The organism is Bradyrhizobium sp. U87765 SZCCT0048, assembly GCF_018131225.1.
In the GTDB taxonomy this organism is placed as follows: Bacteria; Pseudomonadota; Alphaproteobacteria; order Rhizobiales; family Xanthobacteraceae; genus Bradyrhizobium_A.
On the sequence record NZ_JAFCMM010000001.1, the window covers coordinates 269,843 to 295,496 of the forward strand.

The 25,654-nt window shown below is 66.1% G+C and carries 15 protein-coding genes; 9 read left to right on the forward strand and 6 right to left on the reverse strand.

All coding sequences use genetic code 11. The annotated features are described in order from the left end of the window. Positions 1 to 5: 5 nt before the first annotated feature. On the reverse strand, positions 6 to 3,827 hold the full coding sequence (locus tag JQ639_RS01190) for a hypothetical protein (protein ID WP_371745181.1): 3,822 nt from the start codon (positions 3,825 to 3,827) through the stop codon (positions 6 to 8). A 186-nt stretch (positions 3,828 to 4,013) separates the two neighbouring features. On the opposite strand from JQ639_RS01190, the gene JQ639_RS01195 reads away from it, so the two are divergent. The 3 genes from JQ639_RS01195 to JQ639_RS01205 all read left to right on the forward strand — a co-directional run bounded on the left by JQ639_RS01195 (position 4,014) and on the right by JQ639_RS01205 (position 8,513). Continuing rightward, positions 4,014 to 4,784, forward strand: coding sequence for a peroxiredoxin (locus JQ639_RS01195; RefSeq protein ID WP_211970105.1), 771 nt, complete (start codon positions 4,014 to 4,016; stop codon positions 4,782 to 4,784). A 104-nt stretch (positions 4,785 to 4,888) separates the two neighbouring features. After that, the gene (locus tag JQ639_RS01200) at positions 4,889 to 6,256 is read left to right on the forward strand and encodes a M23 family metallopeptidase (RefSeq protein WP_211970106.1); all 1,368 of its coding nucleotides are present in this window, start codon (positions 4,889 to 4,891) and stop codon (positions 6,254 to 6,256) included. Positions 6,257 to 6,392: 136 nt separating this feature from the next. After that, complete coding sequence (locus JQ639_RS01205) at positions 6,393 to 8,513, forward strand: carbamoyltransferase C-terminal domain-containing protein (protein WP_349644794.1); 2,121 nt, start codon at positions 6,393 to 6,395, stop codon at positions 8,511 to 8,513. A 181-nt stretch (positions 8,514 to 8,694) separates the two neighbouring features. Here the strand turns inward: JQ639_RS01205 and prfB are convergent. The 3 genes from prfB to JQ639_RS01220 all read right to left on the reverse strand — a co-directional run bounded on the left by prfB (position 8,695) and on the right by JQ639_RS01220 (position 13,845). Then, positions 8,695 to 9,826 (reverse strand): peptide chain release factor 2 gene (gene prfB, locus JQ639_RS01210; RefSeq protein WP_211970107.1). Its coding sequence is split into 2 segments (ribosomal slippage): positions 8,695 to 9,756 and positions 9,758 to 9,826, totalling 1,131 coding nucleotides; the frame shifts between segments, so codons are not numbered across the junction. Between the two features lie 96 nt (positions 9,827 to 9,922). After that, on the reverse strand, positions 9,923 to 12,412 hold the full coding sequence (locus tag JQ639_RS01215; RefSeq protein ID WP_211970108.1) for a penicillin-binding protein 1A: 2,490 nt from the start codon (positions 12,410 to 12,412) through the stop codon (positions 9,923 to 9,925). A 128-nt stretch (positions 12,413 to 12,540) separates the two neighbouring features. Then, entirely contained in the window at positions 12,541 to 13,845 is a 1,305-nt protein-coding gene (locus JQ639_RS01220) for an N-acetylmuramoyl-L-alanine amidase (RefSeq protein ID WP_211970109.1), read from the reverse strand. Positions 13,846 to 14,551: 706 nt separating this feature from the next. On the opposite strand from JQ639_RS01220, the gene JQ639_RS01225 reads away from it, so the two are divergent. Further along, entirely contained in the window at positions 14,552 to 17,713 is a 3,162-nt protein-coding gene (locus JQ639_RS01225; RefSeq protein ID WP_211970110.1) for a ribonuclease E/G, read from the forward strand. Between the two features lie 85 nt (positions 17,714 to 17,798). On the opposite strand, the gene JQ639_RS01230 is transcribed toward JQ639_RS01225, so the two are convergent. Together JQ639_RS01230 and JQ639_RS01235 are read right to left on the reverse strand one after the other, a co-directional pair. Next, on the reverse strand, positions 17,799 to 19,124 hold the full coding sequence (locus tag JQ639_RS01230) for a dicarboxylate/amino acid:cation symporter (protein ID WP_211970111.1): 1,326 nt from the start codon (positions 19,122 to 19,124) through the stop codon (positions 17,799 to 17,801). Between the two features lie 142 nt (positions 19,125 to 19,266). Then, positions 19,267 to 20,466, reverse strand: a complete 1,200-nt coding sequence (locus tag JQ639_RS01235) for a pyridoxal phosphate-dependent aminotransferase (protein WP_211970112.1) — start codon at positions 20,464 to 20,466, stop codon at positions 19,267 to 19,269. 157 nt (positions 20,467 to 20,623) lie between these two features. Here JQ639_RS01235 and JQ639_RS01240 point away from each other — a divergent pair, with 157 nt between their 5' ends. The 5 genes from JQ639_RS01240 (at position 20,624) to accC (ending at position 25,606) form a co-directional block, all read left to right on the forward strand. Next, a complete protein-coding gene (locus JQ639_RS01240) occupies positions 20,624 to 22,048 on the forward strand; it encodes a M48 family metalloprotease (RefSeq protein WP_211970113.1) in 1,425 nt (474 codons plus the stop codon). A 53-nt stretch (positions 22,049 to 22,101) separates the two neighbouring features. Continuing rightward, positions 22,102 to 22,875 (forward strand): DsbA family protein, encoded by a 774-nt coding sequence (locus tag JQ639_RS01245; protein WP_211970114.1) that lies wholly within the window; start codon positions 22,102 to 22,104, stop codon positions 22,873 to 22,875. Positions 22,876 to 23,170: 295 nt separating this feature from the next. Beyond that, on the forward strand, positions 23,171 to 23,626 hold the full coding sequence (aroQ, locus tag JQ639_RS01250; RefSeq protein ID WP_211970115.1) for a type II 3-dehydroquinate dehydratase: 456 nt from the start codon (positions 23,171 to 23,173) through the stop codon (positions 23,624 to 23,626). 38 nt (positions 23,627 to 23,664) lie between these two features. Further along, positions 23,665 to 24,144, forward strand: a complete 480-nt coding sequence (gene accB, locus JQ639_RS01255) for an acetyl-CoA carboxylase biotin carboxyl carrier protein (RefSeq protein WP_211970116.1) — start codon at positions 23,665 to 23,667, stop codon at positions 24,142 to 24,144. Positions 24,145 to 24,253: 109 nt separating this feature from the next. Further along, positions 24,254 to 25,606, forward strand: a complete 1,353-nt coding sequence (gene accC, locus JQ639_RS01260; protein ID WP_211970117.1) for an acetyl-CoA carboxylase biotin carboxylase subunit — start codon at positions 24,254 to 24,256, stop codon at positions 25,604 to 25,606. Positions 25,607 to 25,654 lie beyond the last annotated feature (48 nt).

Sequence of the window (25,654 nt, forward strand, 5' to 3'; positions counted from 1 at the left end):
ACCTGTCAGTTCGGCGGCGGGAAATTGTCGTTGGGAACACTCTGCCGTCCGGTGCCGAAGTCGAAGATCTTGCGCAGCACGCCGGGCGCCATGGCCGAGATCGGGTTGACCCGCAGCACCGGCGCCCCCGGGGTGCCGACCACCTCATAGGTGAGGCCGATCAGCCCCTCGTTGCTGCCGCCCCCGAGCACGAGGCCGACGATCGGAATCTGGCCGAACATGTTGTTGAGGCCATACATTGGCACGAAGGTGCCGCTCATCCGCACCTGGTTGGCGGGATAGTTGATGTTGCCCTCGATGGTCGCGCCGACCGTCGGGCCACGCAGAACGCCGTCGCGGATACTGAGCTGGCCGCTCTGGCGCGTGAACTCGGCCCGCATGTGGGAGAAGGCAACGCCGCTGGAGCCGGTCGCCGGACCGTTGGCGACGACGCGGTCGAGCGCCGCCTCGCCCTTCACCGAGAAATCACGAACGTTCAGCAGGCCTTCCTGGGCTGACGCCGCGTCGGACGCCGGCGGATCCATCGCCAGCCACATCCGTCCGCCGACCATTTTCTTGTAGACGTCGGCGAAACGAAACAGCGCTCCGGCATCGTTGGTTTCGAGGTAGAGCACCTCGCGGCCCTGCGCCTTGCCGCGGATGTCGCCGATCAACGGCGTGTCGCGGCCGATCTTGCCGTTGAGCTGGAATGACTTGATGACGCCGGCACGCCGCGACAGCTTGACGTCGATGCCGCGCAGGGCCTCGCCGTCATAGCCGGCGATCGCTCCCAGCTTGAGATCGAGATCGAGGTCGATCGTCTTCTGCTTGCTTTTGGTCTCGGCGTCGCGTCCCGATATCGCCGACTTGATGAAGTTGCGGGCGTCGAACACGTCGCCGCGCATCGTCACCTTCTGGGTGCCGTCGGGTGCCCGTTCCGCCTTGAGCGAGGCCTTGTCGCCCTCCGATGGCGAGAAGGTCGGGAATGTCGCGTTGAGCAGATCGCCGCTCTGGTCGAGTTCGACCGCGCCCTTGATCTGTGCGCCGCCGCCGTCGATGACGATGTCCTCAAGCCGCGTCGACTGGGGCTTCTGAACGACGTTGAACGCCATCTTGCCGGCCTTGCCGGGCATCTTCACCCAGCCCGGCAGGAGGTTGTCGACTTTCGCCGCAGTGAGATCGACCTCGACGCCCAGCTTGTTCTCGCCGTCGGCGCCGCCGATCTTGCCGGAGAGCTTGACCGGGGTCGTGCCCGTCACGGTCGGGCCGAGGTCGGCCCCGAGCCGCGCCCGCCCGGCATCGTCGAGCGTTGCCTGCAGCTTGACGTCGGCATCGCCATCGGCCGGCTTGCGATAGTCGAGGCTCGCCGCCTGGCCACCGATCTTGACGTCGCCCTTGACCTGGTAGCCCTGATTGTTGGCGATGATCTTGAGCGCGTTGCTCTCGAGCTTCTGGTTCATCACCATCTTGTCGGCGGAGAAGCCGTTGAGGTCGACGTTGATGGCGTAGGTGGTATCCGCCTTGGTCAGTTCGTGCTTGATCGGCAGGCCCATCATGATCTGGGCCGTGACGTTGCCGCGGCTGGTGTTGGGATCGATCGGAACGCCGCTGCTGAACTCATTGAGACGGTTGGAGCCGAGAATCTCGGCCGCGGCTGGCACCGGCCCGTCGAGGCGGAAGCGCACGCGCGCCGGAGGCGGCTTGGGCACGAAGTCCGGAATCTCGAACACCAGGTCGGAAATGGTCAGGCGTCGGCCGGCCGGGGTGTCCACCGCCGCCTGTCCGATATTGATGGTTGCCGTGCGGCCGGTGACCCGGGCCTTCAGGTCGGCGTCGTGAAGGCCCGGCAGTTCATCGACAGGATGAATCGCGATATTGCTGCCGACAAAGGTGATGGCGAGGCCATCGTCCGGAATTGGCGGCCCGCTGCGTGACAGCGTATGCACCGGCGCGTTGACGCCGATCTCCATGCGCTGCAGCGTGCCCTTGTCGACGCGCTCGATGAGCCACTCGCGAACCTCGGGCACGATGATGATCGGCCAGATCCGCTTCAGCGCGTACACCGGCATCGGCGTGCCCGCGAGCCCCAGCGTCAGGCGCGGCTCCGACGTCGAATAGTCGAGGCTGCCGGACCCTGCGATGCTGATGTCGCCGTTGCCGAAATCCGCCTGGCTCAGCAGCACGCGCTTGTTGTCCGTATCGAAGCGCAGCCGCACCGCGATGCGGTTGAAGATCAGAGGATCGGAGCCGTTCTCGCTGCCGAACACGATGGTCCCGCCGCTGAAGCCGAGCTGCCAGTTCGCAACGCTGTCATTCGGCGGCTCGAGGTGCGCGAGCAGCGTGATACGGTTGCTGCCCGACACGATCTGGAACGGAGCCACCATCACCCGCCGTCCGGCATCCCAGTCGACATTGATGTCGGCCTGGTCGATGTTCATCGGATATTCGGGCGTGTCGCGGTCGATGATCTGTCCGGCGCCGACGGACATCTTGCCGGACAGGAAGGTCGGCAGGCCGTCGCGACCGATCTCGCCGCGAATCCGTCCGGTCAGCGGCATGTCGGCGGTGAAGTTCAGCTCTTTCAGTCGCAGCGCCAGCAGGATGTTCTTGACCGGCACCTTGTCGGCCTGAATGTCGACTGAGCGCACGCCGCTGGCCGGCGCCCCGACCAGCACTTTCAGAAACCAGGGCGACTTGCCCTCCTCGCCAAGACTGAGCGCGACGCCGCCGCCGCGCGGACGGCGCAGGCTGAGGCTGATATTGGCGAAGGTCAGCCGATTGCCGGAACGCTGGTCGTCGACGATCAGGTTGCCGTTCTTGAGGCCGATTTCGTCGAGGTTCTCGCCGTCGAGGCCACTCTTGCCGAGACTATCGAGCCAGTCGAGCGCCGCGAGGATACCTTGCACGCCGCCGTTGCGTGCAGCGCTTGTCGCCGCCGTCGAAACGGGAGACGGCGGGACAGTTGCCGGTGGCGACGGAGCCGCCTTGGCGGTCTGGGCGGGCGCAGGCCCAACGGCGGGTCCAGTCGCGGATCCAGACCCAGGTCCAGGCGCAGGTCGCGGCAGCGAAACTGGCGCCGCAGCCGTCGAAAGGGCGGCCGCGGTAGCCAGCGGCCGAGCGCTGTCGCCCGTGGAAACGATGACGCGGCCATCCGGCGTAATGCGGACCGAGAGCTCAGCGCCGACGAGATTGAGGCTCTCCGCGCGCAGGCGCCCCGTCATCAGCGCGGTTGGTGAAATCCGCACCTCGGCCTTGGGCGCGCTGGCGACGATAGCCCTGGCACGATCGCGAACCACGATATCGCGGATGCGCACCGCGATCCGGATCCGCCCGGTGCGCTCGATCTGGGTGCCGCCGACCTCGACGGTGTGGTCCTTGCCGAGGTTGTCCTCGATCGCGGTAACAAGCCAAGGGGTGATCGCGTCGAGACCGATCGGCCCCGTACCCAGCCGCCACCACAACACGCCGAAACCGCTGGCGGCGACGATCAGGAACACCCCGACGATCGTGACCAGCAGCCGCAGCGAGCGCGAGCCCCGGACGGCGCGGCCAAAGCTTTGCAGACCGTCGTCGAACCGGTCGAACATCGTGTCTGTCCGCCGCGCCAGAAGTCGCCGCGCGCGCGCGCCCGTCGCCTCCTCGTCGTGGTGCGACCAGTCGGTGTCGTCCCACTCGGGAGCGTGATCAGGGGCGCGGGGGCTCCGGGCCTGGTGGGGCTCGTGTCTTGCCATAGCCTCTCGGTTTGGCGCGTCTTGGTCCCGCAAACCCTGATTCTGGCGCGGACGCTGCGGTTGCTGATCGGCCGGGGCACGAGCGTCGGCGGAGAACGGTCGCTCGTTTGCCGGCATCGCGGCCATTCCCCGGTTACGTGTCAATCCTACGAGGCCGGGACGACCGGCGGTGCAAGAGATTCCCTTGCCAGCTTACCCTCCGGCAGCCAGATTTGCACCGCAGCCGGCGACAAGTCCCGGCCCACCCACCGGACGAATCCCAAGCGATTCAAAGAGCCGTCGAAAGCGACGAAAGGAAGGCGTATGTCCAAGGAAACGCGCAAGAAAACTTCGAAGCCGGCGCCCGCCCCGCGTTCCCGGGCCGCAACCAGGGGCAAGACCGGCGCGGCCACCGGATCTGGCGCCAAAATCCCACCTAAAATTGCACCCAAGACGACGTCCGGCGACCATCCCGCGCCCCGATCAGCCAAGAACCTCGCCAAGAACCTCGCCAAGACACCCACCAAGACACCGACCAAGGCAGTCACAAAGGCAGTCGCCAAGACGGGCCCCAAGGCTGCCCCCAAGACTGCTCTCAAGGCGAAATCCGCTACGAGCGCAGCGCCGCAAATGGAACTGGCCGAAGGCCAGGCGGCTCCAGCGTTCCAGCTACCTCGCGACGGCGGCAAGACCCTGTCCCTGCGCGACTACGCGGGCCGCAATCTCGTGCTGTTCTTCTATCCCAAGGCCGACACGCCCGGCTGCACCCGCGAGGCCATGGATTTCAGCCGCCTTGCAGCCGACTTCGCCGCGGCCGATACGGACGTCGTCGGCGTTTCCGCCGACCCCGTAAAGAAGCAAGACTCATTTAAAAACAAACATAAGCTAGCAACTCCTCTTGCATCAGATGAGAATAAGGAGATGCTGGCCGCCTATGGCGCCTGGGGTGAAAAATCCATGTATGGCAGAGCCTTCATGGGCATTCTTCGCACAACGGTTCTGATCGGGAAAACCGGCAAGATCATCCGCGTCTGGCGCCACGTGAAGGTCGACGGCCATGCCGAAGCCGTGCTGGAGGCTGTTCGTTCGCTCTAGGTTGACGGATTTCATTTTCCGAAAATTAACCATGGCTGGGTCAAATCGGCCCCCGGAGTAGATGCCCGCCGCTCATGAGTCCGCGGCGGGTTCCGGGAGTGCTGATGTCGTACCGATCGAACAACCTGACCGACCATTCGCCCCATCACGCGCACGATCATGCGCGCCCTCACGTCAGACGCCCCGCTCCGCTCCACGCGCCCGCCCCGACCGCAGCCAGCCGCAACAGCAGCTACACCATCGCCCATGCCGGCAAGCAGGTCCGGATCGGGCCGGTGGTGTTCTGGATCGTCGTCGGGACCGTGACGGTCATGGGCGCCTGGTCGGCGGCCACCGCCACGTATTTTGCGTTCCGCGACGACGTCCTGACGCGGCTGATCGCCCGCCAGGCCTCGATGCAATATGCCTATGAGGACCGGATCGCCGAACTCCGCGCCCGGCTCGACCGGACCACCAGCCGGCAATTGCTCGACCAGGAACAGTTCGACCAGAAACTCGACCAGATCGTCCGCCGGCAGTCGGCACTGGAATCCCGGGCGGCGGCGATGAACAGCGTGCCCGACATCTCCATCACCGGGTCGATCAAGCCTCCGGGCCGTGGCGCGGCCATCGACAGCGGGACGTCGGCGACGCCGAAACCCTCGCCGATCAACGACACCGTGATCTTCGTGGCGCCGCCGGACCGCGAGGCGCGCCTCGAAGCGCGCACGCCGGCCAACGTCACGGCACAGCCGATCCAGCTCGCCAAGGCCCAGGGCCTCGACACCACGCTCGTGCGCCTGCAGACCTCCCTCGACCAGGTCGAGACCCGCCAGCTCGCCACACTCAATGCCGTGGAAGACCAGTACGAGAGCCGGATTCGCCGCATGCGGGGCGTGTTCTCGGACCTGGGCCTCGATCTCAACCAGATGCAGGGCGCGGCCCCCAAGGGGGGCATCGGCGGTCCCTTCGTGCCGGTCAAACCGCCGTCGAAGGACGCCGACACCTTCGATCGCCAGCTCTACCGGATCAGCGTCACGCGAGCGCAGATCGACCGGCTGAACCGGACCCTGGCGCTCGTGCCCTACCGCAAGCCGGTGCTCGGCGAGGTCGAGTTCTCCTCAGGCTTCGGCGTTCGCACCGATCCTTTCCTCGGCCGTCCGGCGATGCACACCGGCCTGGATTTCCGCGCCTCGATGGGGGATCCGGTGCGCGCCACCGCCAATGGCCGGGTCGACAACGCTGGCTGGAGCGGCGGGTATGGCCGGATGATCGAGATCGACCATGGCAATGGCCTCGCGACCCGCTACGGCCATCTCTCCGAGATCAAGGTCAAGATCGGCGACGTCGTCAAGATCGGCCAGATCATCGGCGCGGTCGGTTCGACCGGTCGCTCCACCGGCCCCCATCTGCACTATGAAACGCGCATCGACGGCGATGCGGTCGACCCCCAGAAATTTCTCCGCGCCGGCGTCCGGCTGGGGTCGAGCTGAGGCGCTTTCCTTCCTCGACCGGCAGCTTGTCCGCTCCATCGAAACGTGTTTTGAGCAGGCAGAGCCACCTGTCGTTTGCGGAGCTTGAGTTCTGGCTGAGACGCGCATTGGTCCCCGGCATCCGCTGCTGGGGAAGATCGGCTTTCATGCGACCCGCTGGCTGACCACGCAGCTGCTGCGGGCCGCAGGCTTTCATGCGCCCGGTTCGGCATTCGCGCGGCAACGCCTCGAGCACGCCCGCGAACGCCTGGGACGGGGCGAGACAATCTATCTTGCCGGTCTTGGCCTGCCGGGCACCCACAACTCCGGCGTTGCGCTTGTCGAAGTCACGGCGGCGCACGGTCCCCGCCTGATCGTCAACAACGAGGAAGAGCGATTCTCCGGCGTCAAGCACTCGAGCGAGTATCCGCAGCAGTCGGTCGACGCGATGGTCGCGACGCTGCGCGGCCTCGGCCGCGATCTCGACGATATCGTCGCATGGCTGACATCGTGGGACTACGCGGCACTCGCGGGAACGCTGATCCGCTCGGTGCTGGAAGAAGCACCGTCGAGTTTCCGCCTGCTTCGCACCACCAGCGCCGCCGGCTTCGACGCCCGTCGCCTCGAGCAGATGACGCGCGCGCCCAAGCTGCTCGGACGCCAACTCGGCCTCGGCGAGCGGCTGCCGCTGATCTGCCTGCCGCACCATGACAACCACGCCTGGTTCTCGTTCGCCGCTTCGCCGTTCGACGACAGCCAGGAAGCCGTTGCGATCGCCGTGCTCGACGGTACCGGTGATCGCGGCTCGATCTCGCTCTACCAGGCGCGCAACGGCACGCTGGAGCAGTTGTCCTGTAACGACAGCGTGTTCGATTCCCTCGGCGCGTTCTACAGCGTGATCGCATCGACCCAGGGGGGCTGGACGTGGCTGTCGTGCGAAGGGCGCTACATGGGGGCGGCGGCCTGGGGCGACATGAATCGCGCGACCAACCGCTATTACGGCCGTCTCAGCGAGGTGCTGCATCTCGGCGACGGCGGCACTGTGCAGCTCAACCGCGCGCTCGGCCGCTGGCACAGCGATCCGTTCGACAATCCCTATGAGCAGGCGCTGATCGATGTGCTGGGGCCACCGCTCAAGCCAAGCGAGCTGTGGAATCCCGATGCCGTGCTGCGCGTCGAGGATATCCATCATCGCCCCGACACCCAGGACCGCCTCGACAAGGCGGCTGCGACACAGATGGTGTTCGAGGATGCCATGGTGCACGTCGTCGACCGTGTGCTGCGCGCGACAGGCGCCCATCAACTGGTGCTGACCGGCGGCGTCGCGCTGAACGCGGTCGGTAACATGCGGCTGCTGGAGCACTTCGACGAGACCTGGTTCGCGACCCATCAGAACCGCAAGGCAAAGCTGCACCTGTGGGTGCCGCCGACACCCGGCGATCCCGGCGTCACCATCGGCGCGGCCTGGCGCTTCGCACGCCTCGCCGGCGCCCCGCGCGGCGCACCGATCAGCCACGCGTTCTACTGCGGCCCCTCGCCTTCGTCGGACGAGATCGCTGACGCGCTCGCCGCGCCCGATGTCGCCTCGCGACGCATCGGCACGGTGGCGACGGCTGCAGGACGCGAAGCCATTGCCGATCTCATGGCGTTCATGGTCGCCCAGGGCGGCGTCATCGCGCTCTATCAGGGCCCCGCGGAAACCGGACCGCGCGCCCTCGGGCACCGCTCGATCTTCGCCAATCCCTGCGATCCCGGCGCCCGCGAACGCCTCAACGAACGGGTCAAATACCGCGAGGCGATCCGGCCGCTGGCGCCGATGGCGACGCGCGAGGCGGCGCTGGCGTTCTTCGAGCTGCAGGACGGTGCCTCCGACGCCGACTACAACGCCTACAACTACATGGTGATCACCGCGCAGGCGAAGCCGCAGGCACAGGCACGCATCCCCGCGGTCGTGCATGCCGATGGCACTGGCCGCGTGCAGATCGTGCGCGAGGCCGACGATCCCCTCACCTACGCCTATCTCAAGGCGCTCGGCCGCCGCATCGGCGTCGAGATCTCTGTGAATACATCCTTCAATGTCGGCGGGCCGATCGCCCAGACGCCGGTCCACGCGGTCGAGACCCTGCGCAAATCAAAGGGGCTCGACGCTGTCGTGATGATTGGCAGCGACGGCCATGCGTTCGCGGCCTGGCATGGCGGCGCGCGCGACAGCGGCCGTTTCAGCGGCTGGTTCGAGGCGTGGTTCGCAGAACGCGTGACGCGTGCCGCGACGACCTAGCCAGCGCGGCGCGTCCAGGCGTTGGCATCGCCATCGCCACAGAGACATCGAGCCGGCCGGGTACCGCCTCGCAGCAAAGCGCTGACGTCGCCGCAGAAACAGCGACGGCAGCGCCGCTCGCGACACTGCCGGCTCTGAAACACGGTCGAGAGGGAAATTGATCGGCGGCGCCTGCCGCCGATCAGTCGACGTCCTCGATGGCGCCCGGCGAGGTGCCGAAGGCCTTCTGGGCGAGCGTCGCGGCCATGAACTCGTCGAGGTCGCCGTTGAGCACGCCCTGGGTGTCGGACGTCTGCACACCAGTGCGCAGGTCCTTCACCATCTGATAGGGCTGCAGCACGTAGGAGCGGATCTGGTGGCCCCAGCCGATATCGGTCTTGGCCGCCTGGTCTGCCGCCGCCTGCGCCTCGCGCTTCTTGAGTTCGATTTCGTAGAGGCGCGCGCGCAGCATGTCCCAGGCCTGCGCCCGGTTCTTGTGCTGAGAGCGGCCGGCCTGACAGACGACCGCAATGCCGGTCGGCACGTGGGTCAGGCGAACCGCCGACTCGGTCTTGTTGACGTGCTGCCCGCCGGCGCCGCCCGAACGCATGGTGTCGACGCGCACATCCGATTCCTTGATGTCGATCTGGATGCGGTCGTCGACGACCGGAAACACCGCCACGCTCGAGAACGAGGTGTGGCGCCGCGCATTGGAATCGAACGGCGAGATGCGCACCAGGCGGTGCACGCCACCTTCCGTCTTCAGCCAACCATAGGCGTTGTGGCCCTTGATCTGGATGGTTGCGGACTTGATGCCGGCTTCTTCACCCTCTGTCTCTTCGAGCACCTCGACCTTGTAGCCGTGCTGCTCCGCCCACCGGGTGTACATGCGCAGCAGCATGTTCGCCCAGTCCTGGCTCTCGGTGCCTCCGGCGCCGGCGTGGACTTCGAGATAGCTGTCGTTGGCATCGGCTTCGCCGGACAGCAGCGCCTCCAGCTCGCGACGCGCGACTTCCTTCTTGAGGGCGCGCAGCGCGGCTTCGGCTTCGGTCACGACGGACTGGTCGTCCTCGGCCTCGCCGAGCTCGATCATGCCGATCTGGTCGTCGAGCTCGCGCTCGACCTTGCCGATGCCGGAGAGCTGGTCCTCGAGCGAGGTCCGCTCCTGCATCAATTTCTGGGCCTTCTGGGGATCGTTCCAGAGGTCGGGGTCTTCAGCGAGCTTGTTCAGCTCAGCGAGGCGTGCCGTCGATGCATCGACGTCAAAGATGCCTCCTCAGCAGCCCGACTGACTGCTTGATCTCTTCGACTAACCGTTCGATTTCAGGGCGCATAGTCTCTGTCCAGCGCGCCGCAGGGCGCGATCAAGGCGCCATGGAGTCGGCGCACCCCTGCGATTTAGCGGCTCGGGTGAGCGATGGCAATGCGCGTCAGTACAATCCACCTGTCCCGGGGCGGATGATGGCGCGATCCGCGTCCGGCGGCACCGCCACCGAGCGACCGTCCGCATCGGCGACGCCGATCACCGAATAGTTGTCCGGCGGCGCCGTACCCGGCTTGAAGGCTTCGAGAATCGACGCGCCACCCGAGCCGGGGCTGACCCGGGTTCCCGTCTTCGGATCGACGCGGATCAGCTTGATTCCGGCCGGCACGCGGAACGGAATCGCGGGCTTCTCCGCCAGCGCCATCTTCAGGAAGTCCCTGGCGACCGGCGCGGCAAGCGCGCCGCCGGTGGCGTTGCGGCCGAGATTGCGCGGCTTGTCGTAGCCGATATACACGCCGACCACGAGGTCCGGCGAGAAGCCGACGAACCAGGCATCCTTCTCGTCGTTGGTGGTGCCGGTCTTGCCGGCGATCGGCTTGCCGACCTCGCGCACCACCATCGCCGTGCCGTGCTGCACGACGTTCTCCATCATCGAGGTGATCTGGTAGGCTGTCATCGGGTCGAGCACCTGCTCGCGCCGGTCCACGAGGGTCGGCTCGGCCTGGTTCTTCCAGCCGTCGGCCTCGCAGCCGCGGCATTCGCGCTGGTCGTGGCGATAGATGGTGCGGCCGTAGCGATCCTGGATGCGATCGATCAGGGTCGGCTTGATGCGCTTGCCGCCATTGTCGAACATCGAATACGCGGTGACCATGCGCATCACGGTGGTTTCGCCGGCGCCGAGTGCATACGACAGATAGTTCGGCAGTTCGTCATAAACGCCGAACCGCTTGGCGTACTCGCCGATCAGCGGCATGCCGATGTCCTGCGCAAGACGCACGGTCACGGTGTTCAGCGAGCGCGTCAGGGCCTGCCGCAGCGTCGTCGGACCATAATACTTGCCGGTCGAGTAGTTTTCCGGCCGCCAGATGCCAATGCCGGCGCCCTGGTCGATCTCGATCGGTGCGTCGATGACGACCGTCGACGGCGTGTAGCCGTTGTCGAGCGCCGATGAGTACACGATCGGCTTGAACGACGAGCCGGGCTGGCGGTAGGCCTGCGTCGCGCGGTTGAACTGGCTCTGGTCGAACGAGAAGCCGCCGACCATCGCCTGCACGCGGCCGGTCGACGGATCCATCGCCACCAGCGCACCCGACACCTCGGGCAGCTGGCGCAGACGGTACTGGCCCTCGACCTTGCTGCCATCCTTGGCGAGCAGCGGATCGACATAGATGACATCGCCGGGCGACAGCACCTGCGACACCGCCGTCGGCGTCTTGCCGCGGGTCGGTCCCGAGGCCGCACGCGCCCATCGCACGCCATCAAGTGCGATCAGACCGGTCTGGCGATCCTTGAGCACCGCGCCGCCGAGCTCACGTCCCGGCTGAAAGCCGATCCGCGCCGACTGGTCGCTGGTTTCCAGCACCACGGCCATACGCCACGGCGAGATGTCGCTCAGCGACTTCACTTCCGCGAGCTTGACGCCCCAGTCGCCGGAAATATCGATCTTGTGGGGGGCGCCACGCCAGCCCTGGTTCTCGTCATAGCGCACGAGGCCATCGGTCAGGGCCCTGCGCGCCTGGACCTGCAAGGTCGGATTCAGCGTGGTGCGGACCGACAGTCCGCCCTCGTACAACTTCTTCTCGCCATAGCGGTCAAGAATGTCACGGCGCACTTCCTCGGCGAAATACTCGCCGGCGAAGATGTGGGCGGCATTGGCGCGGTTGGTGACGATCAGCGGGTCCTTGCGGGCCTTGTCCGCGTCGGCCTGCTTGATCCAGCCGTTCTCCAGCAGACGGTCGATGACATAGTTGCGGCGCTCGATGGCGCGGTCGCGGTTGCGCACCGGATGCAGGGCGGCCGGCGCCTTCGGCAACGCCGCCAGATACGCCGCCTCGGCGACCGTCAGTTCGTTGACCGACTTGTCGAAGTAGACCAGCGAGGCCGCAGCGACGCCGTAGGCGCCCATGCCGAGATAGATCTCGTTGAGATACAGCTCGAGAATCTTGTCCTTGGCGTAGGCGCGCTCGATGCGCATCGCCAGCAAGGCTTCCTTGATCTTGCGGGTGAACGACACCTCGTTGGTCAGAAGGAAGTTCTTGGCGACCTGTTGCGTAATCGTGGATGCGCCCTGCGGACGGCGGTTGGAGCCGAGGTTCTGGGCATAGAGCACCACGGCGCGCGCGAGGCCCGAGAAGTCGATACCGCCATGCTCGTAGAAATTCTTGTCTTCCGCCGCCAGGAACGCGTTGATCACCGGCTTGGGAATCGCCTGGATCGGCAGGTACAGCCGCCGCTCCTTGGAATATTCGGCCAGCAGTGCGCCGTCGGCGGCATGCACGCGCGTCATGACCGGCGGCTCGTAGTCCTTGAGCTGGGAGTAGTCCGGCAGATCCTTGGAGTAATGCCAGATCAGGCCGGCCACGGCAGCGACGCCGACCAGAAACACGATTGTTCCCGCTGCAAACAGGAACCCCATGAACCGCAGCAGCAATCGCATTCGCTTTTCCGTCCCGAAATCCCTGCCCGCCTGCAAAGCCCGGCCGATTCCGGGGGGCGTCCGTTGAAATTTCTATACTGCCGTGGCTGTGGCCAAACTAGGGCTCATCGCCCAACAAGACCGATCTTTCAGTGCTCGGGGCCCGAGGAAACCACCCGCTTGCCGAAGAAGGCCTCGATCGCCTGCCCAACGGAACCGACTGTCCGGGTCCGCCAGCTGTCGGAAACGAGGTGCTGCAGGTCGTCCTTGTTGGACACATAGCCGATCTCGACCAGGACCGACGGCACGTCCGGCGCCTTGAGCACCTTGAAACCCGCCGACTTCAGCGGATTCTTGTGCATCCGTGCGACGCTCTTCATTTCCCCGGCCAGCAGACGGGCAAACCGGTTGGAAAACGTCTTGGTTTCGCGCTGGGCGAGGTCGATCAGGATGTCAGCGACGTCGGTCGGCTCTTCGGTCAGGTTGACGCCGGCGATGGCATCCGCCTTGTTTTCGGAGTCCGCGAGACGTTCGGCTTCGGCGTCGGAGGCCTTGTCCGACAGCGTATAGATGGTCGCGCCCTGGGCATCGCCCTCGCCGCGCGGGAGCGCGTCGGCATGGATCGAGACGAACAGCGAGGCCTTGGCGTTGCGCGCGATCTTCACCCTGTCGCCGAGCGGAATGAAGGTATCGTCGCTGCGGGTCATGACGACGCGATACTTGCCGCTCTTTTCGATCTGCGCCCGCAGTGCCTTGGCGAAATCGAGGACGATCGTCTTCTCGGTTTCGCCGCTCGGCGCCATGGTCCCGTTGTCGATGCCGCCGTGGCCGGGATCGAGCACGATGATCGGCCGCGTGTCGGCCTCACCGGCGTGCTCGCCGGACGCATCGGCGACCACGGCCCCCGTCGTGACGGTCCGGTCGTCGACCGCGGGACGAAGGGCCGGCGCGGTGTCTCCAGCGGCCTGAGCCTGCTGGAACCCGGCCTTGTCCGTCGCCGCCAGTTCGACGATCAGGCGCGCCGGCTGACCGTTCGCGGCCTCGAGAACGAAAGCCTTCTCGATCCGCGCAGGCCCGGTGAGATCAAAGACGATCCGCGACCCGCCAGGCATCACAAGACCATAACGGAACGCCTTGATCAGGCCCCGGCCGGTCTGGCCGGTTCCTGGCGAAAAGCGGAAATTGACCTGGGGAACGTCGAGGATGACGCGGTAGGGATCCGCGAGCGCAAATGCCCGGACGTCGATCCGGCGGTCGAGATCGAGAATGAAGCGGGTCTGCTTGTCGTCGCCGGCGATACGCACGTCTGAGGCGATCGGAAAAGGCGCCGCAACCGTCGGCTGAGGGGGCTGGGTTTCGACCGCCAAACTTGCAGTCGCGGCAAGGCACAGAAATGCTGCGGCGCACCAAAGGCTCGCCCGAAGCCAAATATGCTGGTTTGCGCGGCTAGCCACCGAATCTCGAGCCTCCGAGCTGACTTTTTATCCGATTAGAACCACAGGGTTAATCGTCCCTTAAAAGTCGCCACAGCCTCCACACCAGATTCACCCGGAGTGTTGCAGCCATGCGACGCTTCCCTTGCCAGCGCCCCGGCTTCAACGTATGTATCAAGTGCTGACGGCATACACTTCCGGTTGTGTCGCGTAAGCCTCCCGGTGCAGCGCCGGACCCTCGAATGCGTAGTTTATCCGAGGGCCTTGCGTGCCTTTCCGAAGCCCTCCCCGGCCAGCGCAGCGCGCGACCGTCGGAAGCCTTCGGTTTCAAGCCCGAGCGGCTACCCACCCCTGATCCCAGGGTGTCGGGCACGCACAACGCAATCGGCGATCGCAGCCGCGAGGCGGCGATCAGCAACAGCCGGCGAGCGCTTTATGCGCCGCGTTGGCCCGCCAGCGATGATTACTGCGGCCCCCTTGCCGCACCTGTACAGAACGGGCCGACGCTTGATGCGCCAGACTCCAGTGCCGAACTCCCACGCAGCGACTGCGCCAGGACGACGCGACATGTTCGCGCCCCTGCCTGCCACGCGTTCGGGATCGGCCTCGCGCCTCGGGTTGCCTTTTGGCCTTCCCCTCACCCCCGAATCAGGTGGACCGTCGCGGTACCCCGCCGTGCGCCCTGCGCCGGCCGACAGACGCGCGCTCTGCCGCCGAGAGTTTTCAGATGCCCAACAAGATGTTGATCGATGCCACCCATCCGGAAGAAACCCGGGTCGTGGTGGTCCGCGGCAATCGAGTCGAAGAGTTTGACTTCGAGTCGGCCCAGCGCAAGCAGCTCCGCGGCAATATCTATCTCGCCAAGGTCACACGGGTCGAACCGTCGCTGCAGGCAGCCTTCATTGAATACGGCGGCAACCGCCACGGCTTCCTCGCCTTCAGCGAAATCCATCCCGACTACTACCAGATCCCCGTCGCCGACCGGCAGGCGCTGATCGAGGCCGACGAGCGCGCTCACCGCGAGGCCGAAGAGGAATCCGAGAGCCGCCCGAACCGCCGCCGCTCGCGCCATCGCGGCGCGCGCCGCCGTGGCCATGGCGAACGCGTCCGCAGCGAGATCGTCGAGGGTGCAGCGGTCGATCCGGCCAACGCCCCCCAGCCGTTCGAGCACGACGGCCATGACCATCCGCATGACGCCCCTCACGGCGAGAGCCTGGCGCACGGCGACGATCATCACGACCATGATCATGAGCACCATGATCATGATGGCCACGCCCACCACGACGATCACGGCCATGACGATCATGGCCATGACGATCATCACGAGCCCGCGCCTCAGGTCGAGACCGCGCCGGCCATCGTGTCCGGGACGACCGAGACCGTCGCCCATGACGCGCCGGCGCTCGAAGCTCATCATGACGACGCTCCGGCTGTCACGGCGGAAGCGGACACCCGCGCCGACGAGGCCCATGACGCCCACGAGCATCATGCCGACGATGATCACGAGCACCATGGCGACGACCATCATGACGATGACCATCATGATGAGCCCGCCGGCGTACCCACGCATGCCCACGACGACGCCGAGGACGGCGACGACGAGGAGGATGACGAGGACGAGGAAACCGCCGAAGAGGAAGCCGTCGAGTCCGTCGGCGGCGACGACGCACTGGAGGAAGTGCCGGAGCGTCCGTTCCGTCCGCGCCGCCAGTACAAGATCCAGGAAGTGATCAAGCGCCGCCAGGTGATGCTGGTGCAGGTCGTCAAGGAAGAGCGCGGCAACAAGGGCGCGGCGCTGACCACCTACCTGTCGCTCGCCGGCCGTTATGCGGTGCTGATGCCGAACACCGCGCGTGGCGGCGGCATCAGCCGCAAGATCACCTCGGCCCAGGACCGTTCCCGTCTCAAGGAAGTGGTGCAGGATCTCGACGTGCCGGAAGGAATGGGCGTCATCCTGCGCACCGCGGGCGCCTCGCGCACCAAGCCGGAGATCAAGCGCGACTTCGAATACCTGATCCGGATGTGGGAGACGGTGCGCGACCTGACGCTGCGCTCGCAGGCGCCGAACCTCGTCTACGAAGAAGGCTCGCTGATCAAGCGCTCGCTGCGCGACCTCTACAACAAGGAAATCGACGAGATCCAGGTTGCCGGCGAAGCCGGCTACCGCGAAGCCCACGACTTCATGAAGATGCTGATGCCGACGCATACCCGCGCGGTGAAGCTCTATCGTGACGGCCAGCCGCTGTTCTCGCGAATGGGTGTCGAAAGCCAGCTCGACGCGATGTTCTCGCCCACCGTGCAATTGCGCTCCGGCGGCTACATCGTCATCAACCAGACCGAGGCCCTCGTCTCGATCGACGTCAACTCCGGCCGCTCCACCCGCGAGCATCACATCGAGGACACCGCTCTCAAGACCAACCTCGAAGCGGCCGAGGAGATCGCCCGGCAGTTGCGGTTGCGCGACCTCGCCGGCCTGATCGTCATCGACTTCATCGACATGGACGAGAAGCGCAACAACCGTTCGGTCGAGCGCAAGCTCAGCGACTGCCTGCGCCATGATCGCGCGCGCATTCAGGTCGGGCGGATCTCGCATTTCGGCCTGCTCGAAATGTCGCGCCAGCGCATCCGCGCCAGCGTACTGGAAAGTTCGACCGAGCCCTGCCCGCATTGCGGCGGCACCGGCCATGTTCGTTCCGTCGCCTCGGTGGCGCTGCAACTGCTGCGTGGCCTCGAAGAGGTGCTGATGAAGGGCGCGACCCACAATCTCGTGGTCCGGACCCGCACCGAGGTGGCCCTCTACGTGCTCAACCACAAGCGCGGCCATCTGCGCGACCTCGAAAACAGCTTCAAGGTGACACTGTCGGTGATCGCCGATCCGACCGTCAGCGGTCAGCAGTCGTTCGTGATCGACCGCGGCGAGCAGGTGCATACGCTGGAAGCAGCCAAGGCGCTCCTGGCGGCGCAGGCCGCCGCGACGCCACCTGCGATCGAGGAACCGTTCGACGACGAGGAACTCGAAGGCTTCGCCGAGGACGAGGGTGAGGACGCCGAGGACGGCGCCGAGACCCAAGCGTCCGACGACAACGCCGAAGGCGATGGTGGCCGCCGCCGCCGCCGCCGTCGCCGCCGCCGCGGTCGGGGTGGCGAGCGTGGCCCCGCTTCCCAGGGCGAAGACCAGGACGACAACGCAGCCGTCGCCGCCGAAGGTGAAGGCTTCGAGGTCGCCGAGGGCGATGACACCGGCAGTGCCGACGAAGACGGCGACGAACGGGACGAGAGCGAGGAACGCGACGGATTCGAAGCCCGTAGCGATCAGGGCGAGCGCCGTCCGCGGCGTCGTGGCCGCCGTGGTGGCCGCCGTCGGCGTGGTGGTCCCGAAGGTGGACACGAGGGCTCGGAAGGACACGACGCGACGGAAGGGCACGAGGCGCTCGAAGGATCGGCTGCGGCCATCGCCGACGAGTTCGAACCGACCGCACCGTCCGAGGCCGCTGCGGCGGTGGCCGATCTCGACGCCCCTGCCGCGGTGCCGGCCATCGCCGAACGCGAGGCGCAGACCGTCGCCGAACCGTCGCCGGCGGCCGTCGAACACGTTGCCGCAAGCGCCGAGGCCGATCCGCTGTCGGATGACGGCGACAAGCGCAAGCGCCGCTCGACCATTCGTGAGAAGGTCAACTTCTTCGATGCCTCGGCCGAGGCTGCGCCCGCTCCTCCCGCGGCCGAGCCAGTCCATGAAGCGACTGCGTCGGACGCCGTTGCGCCCGAATCTCACCCCGAGCCCGCGGTCGAGCATGCCGCTCCAGCCACGGCGTCCGAGGAGAGCTCTGACAATGGTCAGACGCCGCGCCGCGCCGGCTGGTGGTCGCGCCGCTTCGGCGGCGGCGCCTGAGCGCTGACCACCGACACCGAAATCAAACGCCCGGCCTTGCGGCCGGGCGTTTTCGTTTCACGGGTCCGATCCGGGCGCTGCCGTCTCAGCCGGTGGTGACAGCTGTTTCGATGTCGGAGGGATCGACCTGCGCATTCAGCGCGGCATTGAGCTTGTCGCGGTCGAGCTCCCCTTCCCACCACGACACGAACACCGTGGCAACGCCGTTGCCGGTAATGTTGGTCAGCGCGCGGCACTCGCTCATGAACTTGTCGACCGAGAACACGATGGCCATGCCCGGCACCAGCGCCGGATTGACCACCGACAGCGTCGCCGCCAGCGTGATGAAGCCGGCGCCGGTGACGCCGCTCGCGCCCTTGGACGTCAGCATGGCGACGACCAGGATGGTGAGCTGCTGGCCGAAGCTGAGATCGACGCCCAGCGCCTGGGCGATGAACAGCGTCGCCAGGGTCATGTAGATATTGGTGCCGTCGAGGTTGAAGGAATAGCCGGTCGGCACCACGAGGCCGACGACCGACTTGGAACACCCCAGCCGCTCCAGCTTCTCCATCAACTGCGGCAGCGCGCTTTCCGACGAACTGGTGCCGAGCACGATCAGCAGCTCATCCTTGATATAGGCGATGAAGCGGAAGATGTTGAAGCCGATGAGCCGCGCGATCAGGCCGAGCACCACGACGATGAAAATTCCCGCCGTCATGTAGAACAGCGCGATCAATCCGAGCAGGTTGCCGAGCGCAGCCGGTCCGAATTTGCCGACCGTATAGGCCATGGCGCCGAAAGCGCCGAACGGCGCCGCCTTCATCACGATGGCGATGACGCCGAACACCGCATGGGCGACGTCGTCGATCAGATTGCGCACCGTATGGCCGCGCTCGCCGAGCGCCATCAGCGAGAACCCGAACAGGATCGCGAACAGCAGCACCTGCAGGATGTCGCCCTTGGCGAGCGCGCCAACCACGCTGTCGGGAATGATGTTGAGCACGAAATCGACCGACTTCTGCTCGGCCGCCTGCTGGGCGTAGCTCGCGACCGCCGCCGCATCAGGCTTGGCGGCGAGGCCATGGCCGACCTGAAACAGATTGCCGATGATCAGGCCGAGTATCAGGGCGAAAGACGAGACGACCTCGAAATAGATCAGCGCCTTGATGCCGACCCGGCCGACCTTCTTGGCATCCTGGATGTGGGATATGCCGGAGACTACGGTGCAGAAGATGATCGGCGCGATCACCATCTTGATGAGCTTGATGAAGCCGTCGCCGAGCGCCTTGACCCACTCGTTGGTCGCAATCCGTGGCTCGAGCCAGCCGACGAGCACGCCGAGCACGATGGCGATCAGCACCTGGACATAGAGGATCTTGTACCAGGGCTTGTGCGTCGTATCCGCCGTTACCGGCGCGTTGGTCGCGGACATGAATCCCCCCTTTTGCACAATTGGGCATACTGCCGCAGCCTATACGGGCGACAGCACGACTGCCAATGCCAATGGGTGGAATATCCCGCGGCCTTCGACAAAGGGCTTGCCCTCCGCCGGAACTGCATGCCGCAAATGGAAGCTAGAATTTCGCCTGCGCGAGCCACCGCGTGATGCGCGCGACCGCAGTGCGCATGTCGTCGGTCGAACGCGCATAGGAGAAACGCACGAACGAGCGTCCGTGGATCGGATCGAAGTCGACGCCGGGCGTCGCCGCCACATGCGCCTCCTCCAGCATCCGCGACGCGAAGGAGAAGCTGTCGGAGGAGAACTTCGAGATATCGGTGTAAAGGTAGAAGGCGCCGTCCGCGGGCAGGAAGCGATCGAGGCCCGCCTTCGGCAGCCCCTCGATCAGGATCTGGCGGTTGTCCTGGTAGCTGTGCTTGACCGCATCCATCTCGGCGCGGCCCTCAAATGCAGCCTCCGCTGCGACCTGCGACAGCGTCGGCACCGAGATCGCAAGGTTTTGCTGCAGCCGCTCGATCGGGCGCACCAGCGGCTCCGGCACGACCATCCAGCCGACTCGCCAACCCGTCATGCAGAAGTATTTCGAGAACGAGTTGATCACCAGCGCCCGCGGCGACAACTGCGCCGCCGTGGCAGCGGGAAAGGCGTAGTCGAGCCCATGGTAGATCTCGTCGGAGATGAAGCGGATGCCTTCGCTTTCCGCGGCGGCGATCAGGCTGGCCAGCGCCTCGCGGGTCATCATCGTGCCGGTCGGATTGGCCGGGCTGCCGACCAGCACACCCTTCAGCGGGGTCTTGCGATGGGCAGCCAGCAGCATCTCGCCGGTCAGGGCGTGGCGGGTCTCGCTGGTGGTTTCGATCAGCACCGGCTCGCAGCCCAGCGCCGTAAGGATATGCCGGTACGGCGGGTATCCCGGCACCGTAACGGCGACCCGGTCGCCGGGCTCGAACATCGCCAGGAAAGCCAGGATGAAAGCGCCGGACGAGCCGGTAGTGACGATGATCTGCTCGGGATCGACATCGCAGCCATAGGTCTCGCGATAGTGTCGTCCGATCCGGGCGCGCAGCGATGGAATGCCGAGCGCAGACGTATAGTCGATGCGGCCCTGGTCGAGCGCGGCATGGGCGGCGGCGATCGCCGCAGACGGTGCGCCGGTGGCGGGCTGTCCCACCTCCATATGGATGACATGGCCGCCGGCGGCCTCGATCCGGGCGGCGGCCGCCATCACGTCCATCACCATGAACGGGGGAACATCGCTGCGGGCGGCGGGCCGCAGCAGCCCCATCGCCCTCTCCGTCAATTTCGCATCCAGCATGGAAATCTGCTATCCCGTCGCAGCCCGTCCGGCCCTGGCGCGGCCTGCTCCGGGGCGTCATCCGGGTGCCGCTCTGTTGCCGTATTCGGCGGTTTGGTAGGGCGGGAATCCCGACCTTGTCGTCACAGGCCATACCACCTTCAGCGCGGTGTCTCCATTGCTAAACCCGCAGCATCGATCGTCCTCCTCGCCGCGCCCGCGCGGCCGATCGCTCGCGACCCGCCTGACGGCGCTGGTGACCGCGGCGGCGCTCGCCTGTTCCGTGCTGCCCGCCCGCGCGCAGGACGCCAAGGGACCGCCGACCCTGCGCGACGCCGAGATCGAGCAGTTGCTGCGCGACTACACCCGGCCGATCCTGCGCACCGCCGGGCTGGAGAAGCAGAACATCCAGGTCGTCATCATCAACGACCGCTCGTTCAATGCGTTCGTGGCCGACGGCCGCCGCATCTTCGTCAACTATGGTGCGCTGCTCGATGCGCAGACGCCGAACCAGATCATCGGCGTGCTCGCCCACGAGACCGGCCACCTTGCCGGCGGCCATCTCGCCAAGCTGCGCGAGCAGCTCGCCCAGGCGCAGACCCAGATGATCATCGCCATGCTGCTCGGTGTCGGCGCCATGGTGGCCGGCGCCAAGAGCAACTCCAGCGGCGCCTCCCAGATCGGCGCTGCCGCGATCAGCGCTCCGCAGGAGGCGATCCGCCGCAACCTGCTGTCCTACCAGCGCCAGCAGGAGGAAAATGCCGACCGCGCCGGCGTCAAATTCCTCAACGCCACTGGCCAGTCCGCCAAGGGCATGTATGACACCTTCAAGCGCTTCGCCGACCAGACGCTGTTCTCGTCCCAGGGCTCCGACCCCTACCTGATGTCGCATCCGATGCCGGCGGAGCGCGTCGCGGCGCTCGAGCAGCTCGCGCGCTCCAGCCCGTACTGGGACAAGAAGGACGACGCGGCGCTGCAACTGCGCCACGACCTGATGCGGGCGAAGATCGCGGGCTTCATGGACCGGCCGGACACGGTGTCACGCAAGTACCCGCCGTCCAATACCAGCCTGCCGGCGCGCTATGCGCGCGCGATCTCCACTTACCGCCATGGTGACCTGCGCATGGCGCTGGCGATGATCGACGACCTCATCCGCGAGCAGCCCAACAATCCGTATTTCCACGAGCTGCGCGGCCAGGCGCTGCTCGAAGGCGGCCGCCCCGCCGAGGCCATCGCGCCCTTGCGCAAGGCGGTGCAGATCTCCGGCAACTCCGCCCTCATCGAGATGTTACTTGGGCAGGCCCTGGTCGCATCCGATAATAAGGCCTACGCGGACGAGGCGATCGCGATTCTGCGGGCGGCTCTGACGCGCGAGCCCGAGGCTCCGATCGGCTACACGCAGCTGGCAATGGCGTATGGCCGCAAGGGAAACTATGCCGAGGCAGATCTCGCCTCGGCCCAGGCCGCCTTTCTTCGCGGCGACAACAAGACGGCCCGTGAGCTTGCCACCCGCGCCAAGACCCGTTTTGCGGTCGGAACGCCGGGCTGGGTGAAGGCTGACGACATTGTGTCGGCGAAACCGCTTCCCGGACAGAAGAACTAACCTGTATCATCGGCGCAGGCCACGATGGCCGCGCTTAAGCCAAAGGACCCCAGATGCTGTCGTTCCGAAATCTCGTCAACCCGCTTGCCGCCGCGGCCCTCGCGCTGTGCATCGTGCCGGCGACAGTGCACGCCCAGAGCTTCTCCGACAGTCAGCGCGGCGAGATCCAAGGCATCATCAAGAGCTACCTGCTGTCCCATCCGGAAATCCTCGAGGAGGTGTCCGCCGAGCTCAGCAAGCGTCAGGCCGCCGCGGAAGCCGAGAAGCACCAGACCGCGGTCAAGAAGAACGCCGACACGATCTTCAACTCGCCCCGCGGCGTCATTGTTGGCAACCGCGACGGCGACGTCACCTTCGTCGAATTCTTCGACTACAACTGCGGCTACTGCAAGCATGCCATGAACGACATGCTGAGCCTGATGAAGTCGGATCCCAAGCTCAAGGTCGTGCTCAAGGAGTTCCCGGTGCTCGGCCCGGGCTCGGTCGAGGCGGCCCAGGTCGCCGTTGCCGTGCGCATGCAGGACCCCACCGGCAAGAAGTATCTCGACTTCCACCAGAAGCTGCTCGGCGGCCGTGGCCAGGCCGACAAGGCCCGCGCGCTCGCCGCGGCCAAGGATGCCGGCCTCGACATGGCGCGCCTCGACAAGGACATGGCGAGCCCGGAGGTCCGCGCCACGCTGGAAGAGAATTTCAAGCTCGCCGAAGACATGGGCCTCAATGGCACGCCGAGCTACGTCATCGGCAACCAGGTCGTGGTCGGGGCGGTCGGCCTCGACAACCTCAGCAAGAAGATCGGCGAAGCCCGCTGCGGCAAGGCCAGCTGCTGACTACCGGGCCGCGACGACCGGGCGACGGCGAAAGCATCGCCGCCGCTCTGGTCCGCGGCCCCGAATCGGCATTTTGCGAGCGTTTTCAAACGTCCGCACGGCCTCTTAAGATTGGTTAACTGTTGATATCCAACTGTTCCAGTTAGGCTTTTGCCAGCCGGATGAGGCATTTAGACCGGGATGGCGACGTTCTGAGGCTTCCCCTTGCCGGTCAGGTTACCTATAACGCGCCCCAGAGCTGCCCCGCGCCGGGCGGCCGTGGCGCTATGCCAGTACCTTTGCTTTTGAGCCCTGGATGTCGAACACCATTTTCGTCCTCAACGGTCCGAACCTCAGCTTGCTGGGAACCCGCGAGCCGGACAAGTACGGACACGCGACCCTCGCCGACGTCGAGGCGCTGTGCCGCGACACCGCGGCTCATTTCGGCCTCGAAGTCGACTGCCGCCAGTCCAACCACGAGGGCGAACTGATCGATTTCATCCATGAAGCCGGAGCCAAGAAGGCCGCCGGCATCATCATCAATGCGGGTGGCTACACCCACACCTCCATCGCGCTGCACGACGCGCTGACCGGCGTCAACCTGCCGGCGGTCGAGGTGCACATCACCAACGTGTTCGCGCGCGAAAGCTTCCGCCACCAGTCGTTCATCGCCCGCGCGGTGTTCGCGAGCCTCGCCGGCTTCGGCATTGATGGCTACCGCCTCGCCATCATGGGCCTTGCCACCAGGATCGGCGCCAAGGCCAAGGCCTGAGCGCCCTTCGTCAGACATCAAGAGAGTTGAACCATCCCATGGCCACTCAGGACAACCCCACCGAGCAAGCCAGCGTCAAGCTCAGCGACGAGCGCGAGCTGATCCGCGATCTTGCCACCCTGCTCGACCAGACCAATCTCACTGAAATCGAGATCGAGCGCGCCGGCCTGCGGGTCCGCGTCGCACGCACCATCACCGCCTCCGCGGTGCTGCCGGCGCCGGTGCAGCCGGTGCTCGTTGCTCCGGCCGCGGCCCCGGCTGCGGGAAGCGACGTCTCCAAGCACCCGGGCATGGTGCCCTCGCCGATGGTCGGCACCGCCTACATCGCGTCCGAGCCGGGCGCCAAGCCCTTCATCGATGTCGGCAGCAAGGTCAAGGCGGGCGATACCCTGCTGATCATCGAAGCGATGAAGACCATGAACCAGATTCCGGCGCCGCGCGCCGGCACCGTGACCCAGATCCTGATCGAGGACGGCCAGCCGGTGGAATTCGGCGAGCCGCTCGTCATCATCGAATGAGCCCGAAGCCGGACGGCTGCGGCACAGCGATGTCCGTGGTCGCCGGCTCCGGCAAAACGCCGGTCCACGCGACCACCCCTGCTTCGGACGTGACAACCGGGACCTACCGATGTTCGACAAGATTCTGATTGCCAACCGTGGCGAGATCGCCTTGCGCGTGCTGCGCGCCTGCAAGGAGCTCGGCATCGCGACCGTCGCCGTCCACTCCACCGCCGACGCCAACGCCATGCATGTGCGCCTCGCCGACGAGAGCGTGTGCATCGGGCCGCCGCCGTCGAAGGACAGCTATCTCAACATTCCCGCGCTGCTCGCCGCCTGCGAGATCACCGGCGCGGACGCGGTGCATCCCGGCTACGGCTTCCTGTCGGAAAATGCCCGCTTCGCCGATATTCTCGCCGACCACAATCTGCACTTCATCGGCCCCAAGGCCGAGCACATCCGCCTGATGGGCGACAAGATCGAAGCCAAGAAGACCGCGATCAAGCTCGGCATCCCGGTCGTTCCCGGCTCCGACGGCGCCGTCGGCCCGGACGACGACGCGATGGCGATCGCCCAGCAGATCGGTTTTCCGGTGCTGGTCAAGGCGGCAGCCGGTGGCGGCGGCCGCGGCATGAAGGTCGCGCACACCGCCGACGACCTCGCGCTGGCACTGTCGACCGCCCGCAACGAGGCCAAGTCCGCGTTCGGCGACGCCTCGGTCTATCTTGAAAAATACCTCTCCAGGCCGCGCCACATCGAGATCCAGATCCTTGGCGATGGCCGCGGCGGCGCCGTGCATCTCGGCGAGCGCGACTGTTCGCTGCAGCGCCGCCACCAGAAGGTCTGGGAAGAAGGCCCCTCGCCGGTGATCGATGCCGCGGCCCGCGCCCGCATCGGCGAGATCTGCGCCAAGGCGATGCGCGAGATGAAATATCTCGGCGTCGGCACCATCGAATTCCTTTACGAGGATGGCGAGTTCTACTTCATCGAGATGAACACCCGCATCCAGGTCGAGCACCCCGTAACCGAGATGATCACCGGCATCGACCTCGTGCTGGAGCAGATCCGCGTCGCCGCCGGCGCCGAACTGCCGGTGACGCAGAAGGACATCACCATCAGCGGGCACGCCATCGAGTGCCGCATCAATGCCGAGAACCCGGTGACCTTCCGGCCCTCGCCCGGCAAGATCCAGCAGTACCATCCGCCTGGCGGCCTCGGGGTCCGGATCGATTCAGCAGCCTATCAAGGCTACGTCATTCCCCCTTACTACGACTCCATGGTCGGCAAGCTGATCGTGCACGGCAAGACCCGCACCGAGTGCCTGATGCGGCTGCGTCGCGCGCTCGACGAAATGGTGGTGGACGGTGTCGAGACCACGCTGCCGCTGTTCCGGGCACTTGTCCGCGAGCCGGAGATCATCGACGGCGATTACCACATTCACTGGCTGGAGCAGTATCTGGCCAGGGGCGCGGCAACCGAGTAGCGCGCATGGCCTCCCTCGCTGCAAAGATCCGACCGTCGTCCTGGAACC

Excerpts from the sequence above, each read along its gene's own strand:
- JQ639_RS01190 (WP_371745181.1), bottom strand. The coding sequence starts at position 3,827 with ATGCCGGCAAACGAGCGACCGTTCTCCGCCGACGCTCGTGCCCCGGCC.
- JQ639_RS01195 (WP_211970105.1), top strand. The coding sequence starts at position 4,014 with ATGTCCAAGGAAACGCGCAAGAAAACTTCGAAGCCGGCGCCCGCCCCG.
- JQ639_RS01200 (WP_211970106.1), top strand. The coding sequence starts at position 4,889 with ATGTCGTACCGATCGAACAACCTGACCGACCATTCGCCCCATCACGCG.
- JQ639_RS01215 (WP_211970108.1), bottom strand. The coding sequence starts at position 12,412 with ATGCGATTGCTGCTGCGGTTCATGGGGTTCCTGTTTGCAGCGGGAACA.
- JQ639_RS01225 (WP_211970110.1), top strand. The coding sequence starts at position 14,552 with ATGCCCAACAAGATGTTGATCGATGCCACCCATCCGGAAGAAACCCGG.
- JQ639_RS01230 (WP_211970111.1), bottom strand. The coding sequence starts at position 19,124 with ATGTCCGCGACCAACGCGCCGGTAACGGCGGATACGACGCACAAGCCC.
- JQ639_RS01235 (WP_211970112.1), bottom strand. The coding sequence starts at position 20,466 with ATGCTGGATGCGAAATTGACGGAGAGGGCGATGGGGCTGCTGCGGCCC.
- JQ639_RS01245 (WP_211970114.1), top strand. The coding sequence starts at position 22,102 with ATGCTGTCGTTCCGAAATCTCGTCAACCCGCTTGCCGCCGCGGCCCTC.
- aroQ (WP_211970115.1), top strand. The coding sequence starts at position 23,171 with ATGTCGAACACCATTTTCGTCCTCAACGGTCCGAACCTCAGCTTGCTG.
- accB (WP_211970116.1), top strand. The coding sequence starts at position 23,665 with ATGGCCACTCAGGACAACCCCACCGAGCAAGCCAGCGTCAAGCTCAGC.
- accC (WP_211970117.1), top strand. The coding sequence starts at position 24,254 with ATGTTCGACAAGATTCTGATTGCCAACCGTGGCGAGATCGCCTTGCGC.